Genomic DNA, 14,506 nt, shown 5'->3' with positions numbered 1-14,506 from the left:
ATAGACGGTCAGCCGTGACGCCTTCGAGATGCCCGCTTGACCGTCTTGTGACGCATGTGGCGACCTCAAAAGAGCCGCGGGGCGGGACCTTCAGGTCCCGCCCCGCGGCTGACAGAGCGTGGGTCAGGCGGCGACGTTGATGCCGACTTCGTTCACCCCGCGGGTGGCGTCCACGGTGAGATCGCCGTTGCCGTGGCGGGAGAGCGCCCGCAACGTCCACGATCCCGGTGCCGCGAAGAACCGGAACACCCCCTCGGGCGAGGTGACCACCTCAGCGGTGAACTCGCCCCCGGAGTCGAGCAGACGCACGTACGCGCCGCCCACCGCGTCGCCGTCGGCGTTGTTCACCACTCCGGTGATGACGGTCTCCTTCTCCAGATCAACGCTCGCCGGAAGGGGCGCCGCCTGGTCCGGTGCGGCGCAGCCGCTCACATCGGTCATCGATCTCACGCCTTCCCGGGCTCGTCGCCCAGCACGATCGGCACGCCGATCAGCGATCCGTACTCGGTCCACGATCCGTCGTAGTTCTTCACGTTCTCCCGGCCGAGCAGCTCCTTGAGCACGAACCAGGTGTGGCTGGACCGCTCGCCGATCCGGCAGTACGCGATGGTGTCCAAGGTGTCGTCCAGGCCGGCCGCGGCGTAGAGCTTGGCGAGCTCGTCGTCGGACTTGAACGTGCCGTCCTCGTTGGCGGCCTTGCTCCAGGGCACGTTGATCGCGGTAGGGATGTGCCCGGCACGCTGCGACTGCTCCTGCGGCAGGTGCGCCGGCGCAAGCAGACGGCCCGCGAACTCGTCGGGGCTGCGCACGTCGACGAGGTTCTTGGCGCCGATCGCCGCCACCACCTCGTCGCGGAAGGCGCGCAGCGAGGTGTCCGGCGCCTTCGCGGCGTATGAGGTCGCCGGCCGGCTAGGCACCTGGGTCGAGTACGGGCGGGCGTCCAGCTCCCACTTCTTGCGACCGCCGTCGAGCAACTTGACGTCGCCGTGCCCGTAGAGCTTGAAGTACCAGTACGCGTACGCGGCGAACCAGTTGTTGTTGCCGCCGTAGAGCACCACGGTGTCGTCGTTGCCGATGCCGCGCTCGGAGAGCAGGCGCGAGAACTGCTCCTGGTTCAGGAAGTCACGCCGGACCGGATCCTGCAGGTCCTTCTTCCAATCGATCTTGACAGCGCCGGGGATGTGCCCGCCGTCGTAGGCGGAGGTGTCCTCGTCGACCTCGACGAAGACGACACCCGGCGCTTCGAGGTTCTTCTCGGCCCAATCGGCAGACACGAGCGCGGTTTCGCGACTCATCAGAAAACTCCCTCTGTCAGGTGAGGACGGAATGAGTCAGCGCGCATGCAATCGTTGCTCGTCGCACGCGCGTAACCCAGCGGAAACGGATCACGTAGGGGTGCGAACGGTGCCACTGCCGGGCTGAAATGAGCAGGCGCAGTCGGCCCCGTCAGATGACAGGGCGACACAGGCAGGCGGCCACACGGCACAGGTCGACCGCGCGCCTCTTGGTGAGCAGCAGGCTCATGGGAAGCGACCCTACCAGCGATTCCACGCCTTCAAACAGACACGGACCACGATCCGGGACGGCGATCACACCGCGCGTCGTACAGCTCAGATGCCGCCCGTGTTCAGCGACACGTCGTCGGCGTTCGCGGCGATCACCAGGCCGTCCGCCGTGGGCTGCACCTTCTGCACCGTCATCTGCAGCGGCAACTCCGGCACCTTGATGTCGAAGGAGAACTGCTTGGCGAAGTTGTTGAGAAGGTTCTGCACCAGCGGGATGTTCGGCAGGCCGGGAGCATCGAGCGTCTCGAAGCGCACCTGCACCACGTTGCCGTCCGCCACGGTCAGCTTCGCCGTGCCGTTCACCGTGACCGACTGCTGAAGCACCTGGACCGGAGCCGTCACCGCCAGCTTGCCGTCATTCTCCGCCAGCTTCACGCCATCCCGGCCGATCAGGTCGGTGACCGTCGCATAGTCCACCGTGCCCGTGCCGGTCACCGTGCCGGCGGTGATATCACCGTTCCCACTGCGCAGCGTGTCGAGCGGCGCGTTGACATCCTGGGCGCGAACGTCGAGCAGCGGCATCTTGATGGTTTGCCCGTTGCCCGCAGGCCCGGAGAAGTTGCGCAGCTCGATCTTGATTTCCTGATATTCGCCGCTGGCCACCTGAGTCAGGAACGGCACTCCCTCGATGGTCACGTCCGGGGCATCGGAGGAGGCGCCCTTGTCGGCGACCTGCTCGGCGACCCGGTCGCCGATGACACGCTCCGCAACCGCCGCACCCACCCGGTCGGCGACCACCGCAAGCGCCAGGAGAATGAGCAACAGCACGACGAGGACGATCAAGAGACGCCGTCCCCGGCGTCGACGCGGTCGCTGCTCGTAGACCTCGGCCACGGTGCTCTCCCCTTCGTCACGGGCGCTCTGGAACGCCCGGCGACCCTATATGCCCGGATCCAGTCGGCGGCGAAACAGTACGCCGACCCGCCGCCGGCCGTGCAGCACTCGCCGCTCGGGGGTTCCCGGGCATGGCGGGCCTCGATCTTGGAGGGCGGTGCGGGGCTATGTCAGGTAGAAGGTCGTCATCGCGTACGCCACCGGGGCCACCACCGCGAACGCCGCCAGCGGCCCCTGCAGGTGCCGGGCCACCCAGAACGTCGGCGTCTCCGTGTCCTCCTCGCGCGCCGCCTCTGAATAGTTGACGCCCAGGTCCGCCACCACCGCCACGCCCGCCGCCACCAGCCCGAGGACCGCGCCCTTGGCCGGCGTGAACGGCAGCACCAGCACGCTGCCCAGGGCCGAGGCGCCGAGCGTGCCCACCATCGCGCCCAGCACCACGCCGATCCCGCCCCGCGGAACCTGCGGCGCCAGCCGAGGCTTCGGGTACACCGCGTCCGCCAGGCGAGCCAGCAGCACTGCCAGCCCGGCCGTGGACACGCAGACCAGCAGCGACTGAGTGCCCGTCGGCTTGCGGGTGAGCAACACCAGCATGGCGAAGGCGGCCACGCCGAACACCACCGCCGCGGTGTTGCCGAACGACTCGCGAATCCGATGCCGATCGCCCGCCCGCACGAGCTGGGCCACCACCGCCGCGAAAAGTCCGGCGAGCGCCACCCAGAACAGCGAGAGCAACGAGACCGACGCGCTCGTCGCGGCGATGTAGACGGTCAGCAGGCCGACCACCGCGCCGATGCCGGTGATCACCGGTGCGGCCGGCGGGCGAGTCGCGGTCATCCATGCGAAGAGGAACAGTGCCTGGATGCCGAAGATCACCGCGGCGTACGACGTGCGCGCGTCGGGGCCGGTGGTCTGCGCGCCGACCACCAGGCCGAAGGCGAGCAGGCCGGCGAATCCGGCGATGGCCAGGGACAGGCTCCGGCGGACCGCCACGACCTCGATCTCGTCCTCGACGAGCTCCGGGTCCTCGCGGTCGGCATCGCCGCCGTGACCGGACGACCGCTCGGCGAACGTCGCCCGGCCGGGCGCCGACTTGGCGATCTCACGGGACCGGTCGGGGCCCCAGGGATCCCGTTCGCCGTCCTGTGGCATGGAGGGGAACACGCCTGCGATGGTGCCAGACGCCGCGCGGCGACTCGCCGGGGCGCTCGGTGCCGCGACGACACCCCACCACTAACATCGGGTAAAAGGATGGTTACGGATTGCCCAAACGGTCACCTCCGGGGCGTTCGTCACATCACTCGATGATCCGACCGGGGTGAACACCGTGGTCCATCCGCTAAAGTGAGCGCAGCCCACCCGTCGGTGACGCCGGGACCCGTCCTCCGGCCGCGGAGACCGCATCCGCGCCGGGTCACCCGAGCGGCTGCATGCCGCGAGGATCGAGGTGAGTGTGGAAATCCTCCTGTTGGTGACGGCCCGCGCCGGTGAGCCGTCCGCCGTGCTTCCCGCACTGGACCTGCTGCCCCACTCGGTGCGCACCGCGCCGCGTGACGTGCGCACGCTGGTTTCCGGTCCCAGTCCCGACGCCGTGCTGGTGGATGCCCGCTCGGAGCTCTCCGAGGCCCGCGCCACATGCCGGATGCTGCACGCCACCGGCATCGGCGTGCCGCTGGTCGCCGTGGTCACCGAGGCCGGGCTGATCGCGTTGAACGCCGACTGGGGCGTCGACGACGTCATTCTCGCCAGCGCCGGACCGGCCGAGGTCGAGGCTCGCCTGCGTCTGGGTGTGGGCCGGCTGACCAACGCCACCGCCGGAGCGGGCGGCTCGATCCGGGCCGGCGACCTCAACATCGACCCGGACACGTACGCCGCAAAGCTCAAGGGTCGGCCGCTCGACCTCACCTACAAGGAGTTCGAGCTGCTCAAGTTCCTCGCCCAGCACCCGGGGCGGGTGTTCACCCGCGACCAGTTGCTGCGCGAGGTCTGGGGTTACGACTACTTCGGCGGCACCCGCACGGTCGACGTGCACGTGCGGCGGTTGCGGGCCAAGCTCGGCTCGGAGTACGAGTCGATGATCGGAACGGTCCGGCAGGTCGGCTACAAGTTCGTGGTGCCGCCCACCGGTCGTCAACTGCCCGAGAACGAGCCGGTCTCACTGCCGGTCTGATCGCGGGCTCCTTCCCTCATGACGCCTGACGAGCCGGTCCGTGCCGTGGACCGGCTCTCGGCTGCGGACGCGTCCGCCGTGCTGGCGTTGGCGGATGCCGCCTTCGCCGCCGACGGCGTGCGTCCGCTGTCCGAGGACACCATCCTGCGGCTCCGGCACGGCGGTCCCGGACGGCATCTGCTCGGTTACGGCGACGGGGAGCTCGCCGGATACGCCCACCTGGACGACGATGCGGGCGAGTTGGTGGTGCATCCCCGCCTGCGACGTCGTGGTCATGGCACGGCGCTGCTGTCCACTTCGGGTCCCGGACCGCACCACTTCTGGGCACACGGCGACCTGCCCGCGGCACGGGCCTTCGCGCAACGGCACGGCTTCGCCCGTACGCGCGTGTTGTGGCAGATGCGCCGCCCGCTCACCACGCCGGTGCCGGACCGCCCGCTGCCGGCCGACGTGACGATCCGCGCCTTTCGGCCGGGATTCGACGAGGACGCCTGGTTGGACGTGAACGGCCGAGCCTTCGCCGATCATCCCGAGCAGGGGCGCTGGACGCGGGCCGACCTGGATCTGCGGGAGGCCGAGCCGTGGTTCGACCCGGACGGCTTTCTGCTCGCCGTGGATGTGGCGGACAAGCTCGTCGGCTTCCATTGGACCAAGGTGCATCCGCCGGAGGGCGACGATCCGGCGCTGGGCGAGATCTATGTGCTCGGCGTCGACCCCGGCGGCCATCGCCGGGGCCTGGGCGCCGCGTTGACGGTCGCCGGGCTGCGGCATCTCGCCGGTCGCGGGCTGACCGGGGCCATGCTCTATGTGGACGAGTCCAATGCCGCGGCGGCTGCCCTGTATCGCGGCGTCGGCTTCGCGGTGCACACCACCGATGTGACCTACACCGGCGGCTGACGGTTCGCTCAGCCGAAGAGCGGCCGCACCAGGAAGTACACGATGCCGGAGATGGCGGCGGCGGCCGGGAACGTGGTGATCCAGGCGATCACGATGCTGCCGGCCACGTTCCACCGCACCGCGTTCAGGCGTTTGGTCGCGCCCACGCCCATGATCGCCGAGGTGATGGTGTGCGTGGTGGAGATCGGCGCGTGCAGAACCTGAGCGTTGAAGAACAGCACGGAGCTGGCCACCGCTTCCGCGGCGAAACCCTCGGCCGGTCCCAAGTCGATGATCTTACGGCCCAGGGTGCGGATGATGCGCCAGCCACCGGCGTACGTGCCCGCCGCCAGCACCGCCGCCGAGGTCCAGAACACCCACCACGGGATGTGCGTGGTGTCGTCCTGGAAACCGCCGGTGTAGAGGGCGAGCACGACGATGCCCATGGTCTTGGCGGCGTCCTGCATGCCGTGTCCGACCGACATGGCCGCCGCCGACACCGTCTGCGCCATCCGGAATCCGCGGTTCAGCTTGCCCGGGTTGCCACGCCGGAAGATCCACATGATCGCGACCATGACCACGAAGCCCAGGATGATGCCCACGATCGGCGAGGCGACCATCGGGATCAGCACCTTGTCGATGATCGTGCCCCACTGCACGGTGCCCTGCGAGGCGAACAGGGTGGCGCCGACCAGTCCGCCGAAGAGCGCGTGCGAACTGGACGACGGCAGACCGAAGTACCACGTGATCAGGTTCCAGGCGATGGCACCGAGCACGCCGGCGAAGACGATGCCCAGGCTGGGCACTCCGGGCGGCAGGTCGACGAGTCCGTCGCCGACCGTCCGGGCCACCCCGGCGCCCAGGTGCGCGCCGACGAAGTTGCCGACCGCGGCCATGATGAGCGCGACCCGCGGCGTCAGCGCTCGGGTGCTGACGCTGGTGGCGATGGCGTTCGCCGCGTCGTGGAAACCATTGGTGTAGTCGAACGCCATCGCGGCGAAAATGACCGCGAGGACCGCGACGAGCTCGGAAGTCAAGGCCTAGGACTCCTTGACCGCAATGGTCTCGATGGTGTTGGCCACGTGCTCGAAGGCGTCGCAGGCGGCCTCCATCTCGTCGGCCACCTCCTTCATCTTGAGCACCGTGAGCGCGTCGTACTCACCGGAGAACAGCCGCACCAACAGCATCCGGTAGGCCCGGTCGCCGTCGTTCTCCAGCCGGTTGATCTCGATCCAGTACTCCTCCAGGCCCTTCATCGCGCTCAGCTTGGGCATGGCGTCCGCGGTGATCTTCGCCTGCTGGTCGAGGACCGTCACGAGCTCGTGCATCTCGCGGGGCAGCGACGGCAACTCGGTCAGCCCGTAGAGGTAGAGCAGGTTGCCGACCGCTTCCAAGTGGTCCATCACGTCATCGAGCTGGGAGCCGAGCGAGTAGATGTCGGCGCGGTCGAACGGCGTGATGAACGTTGAGTTGATCTTCTTGTAGAGGTCGTGCGTGATCTGGTCGCTGTCGTGCTCCACGTCGGTCAGCCGTTCACTCACCGATTGGACGTCGACGCCTGGCAGGGCGAGCTCGTTGAGCAGCTCGGTGCCCCGCACCAGGTTCTTCGCCGCGCGGGTGAAGAGGTCGTAAAAGGCGCCCTCGGTGGGGCGGAAGGAGAACTTCACGGCGCGAACCTCGATCTCGGGTGAGCGGATCTCCGGGGAATGCTAGGGAATGCGGCCCGGGTTGCCGCGCCCGCCTACCCCCGTTCACCCTCGGTACAGGCGAATTTAACCTGCAGTGGTGTCAAGATCGCCCGAGCCGTGATCATTCGGGCGCTCGTCACCCCGAGCGGCGTCGAACCGCGCCGCACCGGCCGGCGCCAGGCGGGGGGACGGCGCGGTCCTCGTCGGCGTCTGCGCCGGGGCCGTCGACCGGCGCCGCAGGTGGCGCGCCAGGCCGCGCTGGTCGGCGTCGGCGATCACGTCCACGCCGGCGGCGGCGAGTTCGATCCAGATCGCCCGCCGGGCACGCCGTGACCCCTGGGACAGACCGGTGATCCGTACCGTACGACCGTCCGCGTGCGCCGCCCGCACCATCGCGTGCAGCAGATGCCGCTCCTCGGCGGGAATCGGCTCCTGCCCGTCCCAGCCGAACCGGCGTGACCACGGCTCGCTGATCATCGGTGCCAGCGTCGGCGGGACCATGCTCGAACCGACATCGTCGAACGAACCGTCCACGAACGCGTACCGGGTCCGCTCCGCGGCCAGCAACTCCCTGGCGTCCACGATGCCGGACACCGCGACGGTCACCGCTCCGGGCGTCAACCGACCGTCGTCGCAACAGCTCAGCACGGCGGCGTGCGCGTGCAACTGCTGGTCCAGTTTCCGGTACGCGCGAAGCAGGGCCTGCGGGTCGCGGTGCGCCCCGGCGAACTCGATCACCAAGCGGAACGGCACGCGCTGGTCGCGGCAGAGGCGGCCACCGTTGGCCCCGGCCCGTGCGGACAGCGGCGCCAGAACCCGACGGCGGAGTGTGTGGCCGGGACGCGCGGCGCCACGGCCGAGGAAGAGCTCACCGGTCGGACCGGGCCACACCGGAACGGTCATGCCGGCGAGCCCGCGCCGCAGCACCGCGGGGAGCGGATCGCGCACCGCATCGCTGACCACGGCGTGGCCGCCGGGCAGATAGCGGCCGGGGCGGCGCAACAGGTGGAGTCCGATCGACGCCACGCCGATCGCGCCCGCCGCGCCGGTCACACCGCCCGCGAACAGTGTGAGGTCATCCGCCATCGAGCCCGCCTCCTGACACCTCAGTCCGGACGAAAAGGGATCTAGCTCCCAAAACGCTCAAACCACTGTGTCATATCTGACACTCCCGGCAGGGCCATGTCGTACAGAAAATCCGCAATGCCGGGCCGATGCCGGTCCCGTGACGGTGAAAGAACTCAGGCGGCGACGAGCGACAACCACTTGCGAAAGTGCGTCGCGAACGGCTCGACGCTGTCCCGCAGCGCGCCGAGCAGGTGCCCGGAAGCGGCGTGTGCCGAGCTCACCACGTCCTCCGGGTAGCCATAGCGCCGCCGGTGCAGCTCGAACTCGTCCTCATCGCGCAGCTCCACCACGCCGGTGTCGCGACGGCGGACCACGTCGAGGTCGAGGTCGATGATGTGCACGGTGTCGCCGTCCCACCGCGCCGGGGTGGTGATGTCGCAATAGACCTCACTGGTCCGCGGCGGTGGGTTGAACATCCCGGTCCACCACGCCTCGTGCGGGATGAGGAGCACGAACGGGATCTGTTCCACCGAGGGGCGCCCGTGGTAGACGGACTCCGTCCCGCGTGTCACACCCACCCAGATGCCCAGGTCATCGGTGTGCAGCCGACGTGCCGGGTAGTCCCGATGGGCCGAACCGTCGTACTTGGTGTAGACCACCCGGACCATCTCGCTCGGCATGACAAGAACCCTAACGGGTACGACCGTTGTGTCGGTGTCGGCGGGTACCGTCTTGCCGTGTCTGCCGTCGCCCGCTCCGCCGCCGCCACCACCACGCCCTCCGCCGGGGCCCCGTCCGAGGCGGCTCCGGCCGCCGGGAAGGGGGCACGCCGCCGGCCCGGGCGCGCCGACGCGTCGGACCTGCTCGCCGCCGCGGTGCAGGCGGTTCCCGGCGGCGCCACCCGCCCCGGTCAGGAGGCCATGGCCGCCGCCATCGAGAAGGCGGTCACCGATCGGGAGCACCTGCTGGTCCAGGCGGGCACCGGCACCGGCAAGTCGCTGGCCTATCTCACGCCCGCCCTGCTGGTGGACGGGCCGGTGGTGGTGTCCACGGCCACCCTGGCACTGCAGAACCAACTGGTCGAGCACGACCTGCCGCGGCTGGCGCAGGCGGTCGAGCCGGTGCTGGGTCGCCGCCCGACGTTCGCGGTGCTGAAGGGCCGCCATCACTACCTGTGCATGGCCAAGATGGAACACGCCGACGAGGAGGCTCCGACCGACTCACTGTTCGACGACGCGCCGCCGCGCTGGCTGGGCGAGGCCGGCCGTCTCGGCAAGCAGATCCAGCGCCTGCAGGCGTGGGCGGACAAGACTGCCACCGGCGATCGCGACGAGTTGGATCCGGGCGTCGACGACACGGCTTGGCGTCAGGTGTCCATGCCGGCCAGGGACTGCGTCGGCGCGGGCCGGTGCCCGTACGGGAACGAGTGTTTCGCGGAAGCCTCCCGTGTGCGCGCCCGCGAGGCGGACATCGTGGTCACCAACCACAGCCTGCTGGCCGTCGACATGATCGCCGAGCGCGCCATCGTTCCGCCGCACAAGCTGCTCGTCATCGACGAGGCGCACGAGCTGGCCGACCGCGTCTCCTCCGCGGCTCAGGCGGAGCTGACGCCGGAGGCCGTGGAACGCGCCGCCAAGCGGGCCCGGCCGCTGCTCTCCCCGGCGGTCGCGGAGTCGCTGTCCGAGGCCGCCGACGCGCTGACGGTCGGGCTCGGCGACACGCCGGCCGGGCGCCTGACCAGCGGGATGCCCCCCGGCCTGGCGCAGGGTGTGCTGCTGCTGGACAAGGCGACCCGCGCCGCGTTGCAGGGCGTCGGCGAGATCAAGGCGGACGACCCCGACCCGGTCCGCAAGCAGCAGGCCAAGGCCACCCTGGACGAGTTGTCGGACACCGCGCAGCGGCTCATGGAGGAGTCCGATCACGACGTCGCCTGGGTGGAGAAATCCGATCTCGGCCACGGCCGGCGGGCTCTCGTGGTGGCGCCCCTGTCGGTGGCCGGCACCCTGGCCAACCGCCTCTACCAGGACCGCACCGTGGTCGCCACGTCGGCCACCCTGGCCTTGGGCGGGCGCTTCGACACGGTGGCCAGATCGCTGGGCCTGCCGGTGAGCGCCGTCGCGCCCACCCAGCCGACGTCGGCGCAGTCCGGCCCGTCCCAGCCCGCCCGCGGCGAGGGCTGGAGCTCGCTCGACGTGGGCTCGCCCTTCGACTACGGGAAACAGGGCATCCTCTACGTCGCCGCCCACCTGCCGAGACCCGCTGCTTCCGGGCTGCCGGGCGGCGCGGGCGAGGAACTGCTCGAACTGATCGGTGCCCTCGGCGGCCGGACGCTCGGCCTGTTCTCCTCGCGCCGGGCCGCCACCCAGGCCGCGGAGCTGGTCCGGGCACGCACCGATCTGCCGGTCCTGCTGCAGGGCGAGGAGACGCTGCCGCTGCTGGTCCGCAAGTTCCGCGAGGACCGGGCTAGCTGCCTGTTCGGGGTGATGAGCCTCTGGCAGGGCGTGGACGTGCCGGGCGACGCCTGCCAGCTCGTGGTGATCGACCGGCTGCCGTTCCCCCGGCCGGACGAGCCGCTGGCCGCCGCGCGCAGCGCGGCGGTGGACGCCGCGGGCGGTTCCGGCTTCGCGTCGGTCAGCGTGCCCATCGCCGCGGTCCGCCTCGCGCAGGGGGTCGGGCGACTGATCCGCTCCACCGGCGACAAGGGCGTGGTGGCAGTGCTGGACTCCCGTTTGGAGACGGCACGCGGGTACGGCGCCTTCCTGCGCAAGTCGTTGCCACCGTTCTGGTACACGTGTCGGCGTGAGGTGGCGGTCGGCGCGCTACGGCGCCTCGCCGTGTCCTGACACCACCACGGCGCTCGGCGGCACCTCCGGGTGCCGCCGCGCCAGACGCCGCACGCCCGTGTTCAGGACCGCGATCAACGGCACCGCGACAAGCGCGCCGATGATCCCGGCCAGAATGACCCCGGAGGCGATCCCGACGATGACCGCAAGCGGATGGATCGCCACCGCGCGTCCCATGATCAGCGGCTGCAGGACATGTCCTTCCACCTGCTGCACCAGGATCACGGCACCGAGCAGGATCAGGGCGATCACCCAGCCCTGATCCACCAGTGCGACGAGCACGGCCACCGCGCCGGAGACGCTGGCACCGACGATCGGCACGAACGCGCCCAGGAAGACCAGGGCGGCCAGCGGGAACGGGAACGGGACCCGCAGGATCAGCAGGGCGAAACCGATGCCCACCGCGTCGATGAACGCGACCAGGACGGTGGCCCGGACGTAGGCGCCTAGCGTCGCCCAGCTAGCGTCCCCGGCGTCGGCCAGGCTCCACCGGGCATTGACCGGGAACAGGCGCACGATGAAACGCCAGATCTTGCGTCCGTCGCGCAGGAAGAAGAACGTGGCGAACAGCACCAGCAGCATCCCGGTCAGCAACTCGGCCAGCGTGGCCGCGGTGGCCACACCGGTGGCCGTGAGCTGTGACGTGTGCGCGTTCACCCAGTCCTGCAGCGAATTGATCGCCTGATCGACCTGATCGTCGGACAGATGCAGCGGCCCGGTGCGAGCCCACTCCTGGATCTGCCGGACGCCGGCGCTGGCGTTGCTGGTGAGCTGCGGCAGGCCGTCGATGAACTGGTTGACGACCAGGGTGAGGGTGCCCGCCACCGCGGCCAGACCACAGATCATCACCAGGAACGTGGCGAGTGACGGCGGCAGCCGCAGGTGGCGCATCCACCCAACCGCGGGACCGAGCAGTGCGGACAGCAGCAGCGCCACGGCCAGCGGGATGACGACGATGCTGACGATTCCGATCAGCCGGAGCAGGACCCAGCCGACCAGCCCGACCACGATGAGCCGCCAGGACCAGGCGGCCGCGATGCGCAACGAGTGCGGCACCTCGGCGTCGTCACGGCTGGACGTGGACTCGTGCTCGGCGGCGCTGTCCGGCGGCGGCGGCGCGAATTCCACGTTCCGCTCCGCGATCTCGGCACCGCGATGCTGGCGAGCCGCACGCACGGATTCACGGCCGCTGTCGAAGGCCTTGCGAACATTTAGCTGGACGTTCCGCAGGCGGCTCAACCGTCCACCCCCTCGCTGTTCTCACGCGGTGCACCACGGTAGTCGCCGCGCGCATTCACTGTGGCGCGCCGCGATCCGGCAAACCAGCCGACGCGCCCAAGTGCGACGCGCCCGGTGATCCGACGCGCCAGGTGTCCCGACGATCGGCGCAGCACAAGCGGGCGTACCGTCTGCTGCGTGAGCACCGACACCTCTGCGCTGCCGATCCGCATGCTGCACGACCGCGTCCTGGTTCAGCTCGAAGGCAAGGAGGGCGAACGGCGATCATCGGCCGGCATCGTGATTCCGGCGACAGCCTCGATGGGACGCCGGCTTTCCTGGGCGACCGCCGTCGGCATCGGACCCAACGTCCGCTCGATCATCATCGGAGACCGGGTCCTCTTCGACCCCGACGACCGATCCGAGGTCGAGCTGCACGGCAAGGAGTACGTGCTGCTGCGCGAACGGGATGTGCACGCGGTGGCGGCCAGCAGGGTGGAGTCGGACGGGACCGGTCTCTACCTCTGAGGTCCCGGGTTCCCGGGTTCGCCATCGTGCCGCCGGTCCGCATCGGGCGGCGGTTCCCCCCACTGTTGCTGCGCCGGCCACTGCTGCTGCGCCGGCCACTGCTGTTGGGCCGGCCACTGCGGTTGGGCCGGCCACTGCTGTTGCTGCGCCGGCCACTGCTGTTGCTGCGCCGGCCACTGCTGTTGGGCCGGCCACTGCGGGGGTGCACCCCACTGCTGTCCGGGTTGGCCCCACTGTGGGCCCCACTGCGGGCCCCACTGTGGGCCCCACTGCGGGCCGTGACCGGGTGCGCCGTAGACCGGCCGGCCGTACCCCGGCTGACCGTAGGGCGGGTACCCCGGCTGACCGTAGAAGGGCGGCGCCGTCACCGGCTGAGGCATCGGTGCCAGACGCACCGGCACGGGCACGACCGGCTCCTCCGGCGGGTCGACCGTCCTGGTCGTACCGTCCGGGAAGGCCACCCGATACCGGTTGCCGTCCCACCATGCCTGCGGCATCTGCGGGTCCCGGCCGGTGAAGGCTGCCCGGTGGTCGAGGATGCTGACCAGCAGCCGACGCTCCTCCTCCGTCGTCTTGGCCAGTTCTTCCGGGCTGCGTTCGAGGCCTCGTTGCAGGCCGTCCCGGAGGATGGCGAGACGCGTCGCCGCGAACTGGAACGCACGCATCGCCTTGACCCCGTCCGGGCCCGCCACTCGCTTGGCCCACCGCCGGGCCGAGTGCCGACGCCCCAGGCTCCCCAGGGCAGCCACCTCGGGCGGCGACAGCCACCCCGTACGGACATAGAGCGGAAGCACGCGCTCGCTGAGCCGGCCCTCCCAGCTACGCAGGGCGATGGCGAAACCGACCACCGCGAAGAAGAACGGCACCATGAAGCCGATGTAGCCGTACAGCATGATCAGCGACTGGCCGGTCGCCACCGACAGCGTCGGAAGCAGGTTGAAGGTGCCGTGCAGGATCATCGCCAGCAGAAGACCGGCGATCGGAGCGAGCCAGCGCACGCGCCGGTCCGGGGAGCGTGAGGCCAGTCCCAGGCCGATGCCGGACATCGAGGTGAACAGCGGGTGCGCGAAGCCGGTGAACAGGATCCGCACGATGAAGATGAGGAACACGTTCTGGATGCCGGTCGCCGGGCCGTACTGGTCGGCGCCCGCAGCGTACCCGTGACCTCCGAGGTAGAGGACGTTCTCCACCATCGCGAAACCGAGCGCGGACAGCCCGCAGTACACGATGCCGTCGGTGATGCCCGACCATTCGCGGCGGCGACGCCAGAACAGCAGAATCGGACCGGCGGCCTTCATCGACTCCTCGATGAACGGTGCGACGAGCACGGCGACCAGGGCTTCGGGCAGCCCGATCTTGTCGAACAGAGCTGCCACGCCGGTGTTCACACCGAGCGCGACCAGGGTCGCCACCGAGGCGCCCCAGGCGAAGCAGAACACGAGATATTTGGTGGGTTCCGGCTCATACCGATCGAGCCAGAGAAAGCTGCTGGCCAGCACCGGCACCGGCAGAATCGCGGCGACAAGGCCCACCAGCAGCCCGGTGATGCCGCTGCTGAAGCCCAGAATCAGGAGCATCGCGACGGCACAGGACGCGATGAAGCCGATCACTCCCACCAGCGGCAGCCAGCGGCGCCATCCGGATTTGCGTACGCCGTCCGCCGCCGCGCCGTCCGCCGCAGCCGCGTCGGGCACCGCAGCAGCGTCCGGAGCCGCC

General features: G+C 70.1%; 15 protein-coding genes. 4 read left to right on the top strand and 11 right to left on the bottom strand.

Going from position 1 to position 14,506, the window contains the following annotated elements:
* Positions 1 to 123: 123 nt before the first annotated feature.
* The 5 genes from IEY73_RS07870 to IEY73_RS07855 form a co-directional block, all read right to left on the bottom strand.
* The gene (locus IEY73_RS07870) at positions 124 to 441 is read right to left on the bottom strand and encodes a DUF1416 domain-containing protein (protein ID WP_189078437.1); all 318 of its coding nucleotides are present in this window, start codon (positions 439 to 441) and stop codon (positions 124 to 126) included.
* Between the two features lie 5 nt (positions 442 to 446).
* Positions 447 to 1,295 (bottom strand): sulfurtransferase, encoded by an 849-nt coding sequence (locus IEY73_RS07865; protein WP_189078436.1) that lies wholly within the window; start codon positions 1,293 to 1,295, stop codon positions 447 to 449.
* A 151-nt stretch (positions 1,296 to 1,446) separates the two neighbouring features.
* Positions 1,447 to 1,524 carry an Ms5788A family Cys-rich leader peptide gene (locus tag IEY73_RS34370; RefSeq protein ID WP_311772860.1) on the bottom strand — a complete coding sequence of 26 codons (78 nt, stop codon included), beginning with the start codon at positions 1,522 to 1,524 and terminating at the stop codon, positions 1,447 to 1,449.
* An 86-nt stretch (positions 1,525 to 1,610) separates the two neighbouring features.
* Positions 1,611 to 2,399: an LmeA family phospholipid-binding protein gene (locus IEY73_RS07860; RefSeq protein ID WP_189078435.1), complete on the bottom strand. Its 789-nt coding sequence runs from the start codon at positions 2,397 to 2,399 to the stop codon at positions 1,611 to 1,613.
* Positions 2,400 to 2,564: 165 nt separating this feature from the next.
* Positions 2,565 to 3,563 (bottom strand): hypothetical protein, encoded by a 999-nt coding sequence (locus IEY73_RS07855; protein ID WP_189078434.1) that lies wholly within the window; start codon positions 3,561 to 3,563, stop codon positions 2,565 to 2,567.
* A gap of 283 nt (positions 3,564 to 3,846) precedes the next feature.
* Between IEY73_RS07855 and IEY73_RS07850 the strand changes: the two genes are divergently transcribed.
* Complete coding sequence (locus tag IEY73_RS07850; RefSeq protein ID WP_189078433.1) at positions 3,847 to 4,569, top strand: winged helix-turn-helix transcriptional regulator; 723 nt, start codon at positions 3,847 to 3,849, stop codon at positions 4,567 to 4,569.
* A gap of 18 nt (positions 4,570 to 4,587) precedes the next feature.
* Positions 4,588 to 5,466 (top strand): mycothiol synthase, encoded by an 879-nt coding sequence (gene mshD / locus IEY73_RS07845; RefSeq protein ID WP_189078432.1) that lies wholly within the window; start codon positions 4,588 to 4,590, stop codon positions 5,464 to 5,466.
* Positions 5,467 to 5,474: 8 nt separating this feature from the next.
* Here mshD and IEY73_RS07840 read toward each other — a convergent pair whose 3' ends face one another.
* The 4 genes from IEY73_RS07840 to IEY73_RS07825 all read right to left on the bottom strand — a co-directional run bounded on the left by IEY73_RS07840 (position 5,475) and on the right by IEY73_RS07825 (position 8,881).
* A complete protein-coding gene (locus tag IEY73_RS07840) occupies positions 5,475 to 6,482 on the bottom strand; it encodes an inorganic phosphate transporter (protein ID WP_189078431.1) in 1,008 nt (335 codons plus the stop codon).
* A gap of 3 nt (positions 6,483 to 6,485) precedes the next feature.
* Positions 6,486 to 7,112, bottom strand: a complete 627-nt coding sequence (locus IEY73_RS07835; RefSeq protein WP_189078430.1) for a DUF47 domain-containing protein — start codon at positions 7,110 to 7,112, stop codon at positions 6,486 to 6,488.
* 105 nt (positions 7,113 to 7,217) lie between these two features.
* Positions 7,218 to 8,219, bottom strand: coding sequence for a PI-PLC domain-containing protein (locus IEY73_RS07830; RefSeq protein WP_189078429.1), 1,002 nt, complete (start codon positions 8,217 to 8,219; stop codon positions 7,218 to 7,220).
* Between the two features lie 155 nt (positions 8,220 to 8,374).
* A complete protein-coding gene (locus IEY73_RS07825) occupies positions 8,375 to 8,881 on the bottom strand; it encodes a DUF402 domain-containing protein (RefSeq protein ID WP_189078428.1) in 507 nt (168 codons plus the stop codon).
* 240 nt (positions 8,882 to 9,121) lie between these two features.
* Between IEY73_RS07825 and IEY73_RS07820 the strand changes: the two genes are divergently transcribed.
* On the top strand, positions 9,122 to 11,044 hold the full coding sequence (locus IEY73_RS07820; protein WP_229715681.1) for an ATP-dependent DNA helicase: 1,923 nt from the start codon (positions 9,122 to 9,124) through the stop codon (positions 11,042 to 11,044).
* Here the strand turns inward: IEY73_RS07820 and IEY73_RS07815 are convergent.
* On the bottom strand, positions 11,021 to 12,283 hold the full coding sequence (locus IEY73_RS07815; protein ID WP_189078426.1) for an AI-2E family transporter: 1,263 nt from the start codon (positions 12,281 to 12,283) through the stop codon (positions 11,021 to 11,023). The two genes, IEY73_RS07820 and IEY73_RS07815, sit on opposite strands and share 24 nt — an antisense overlap.
* A 210-nt stretch (positions 12,284 to 12,493) precedes the next feature.
* Between IEY73_RS07815 and IEY73_RS07810 the strand changes: the two genes are divergently transcribed.
* The gene (locus IEY73_RS07810) at positions 12,494 to 12,790 is read left to right on the top strand and encodes a GroES family chaperonin (protein ID WP_189078631.1); all 297 of its coding nucleotides are present in this window, start codon (positions 12,494 to 12,496) and stop codon (positions 12,788 to 12,790) included.
* Here the strand turns inward: IEY73_RS07810 and IEY73_RS07805 are convergent.
* Positions 12,781 to 14,506, bottom strand: a 1,726-nt coding sequence (locus IEY73_RS07805) for a PrsW family intramembrane metalloprotease (protein WP_268240422.1), incomplete at its 5' end; no start/stop codon positions are given. The two genes, IEY73_RS07810 and IEY73_RS07805, sit on opposite strands and share 10 nt — an antisense overlap.

This window comes from Mangrovihabitans endophyticus, from assembly GCF_014646155.1.
In the GTDB taxonomy this organism is placed as follows: Bacteria; Actinomycetota; Actinomycetes; order Mycobacteriales; family Micromonosporaceae; genus Actinoplanes; species Actinoplanes endophyticus.
Note: the sequence above shows the minus strand (reverse complement) of the source record. Positions and strands in the feature narration are given on the sequence as shown.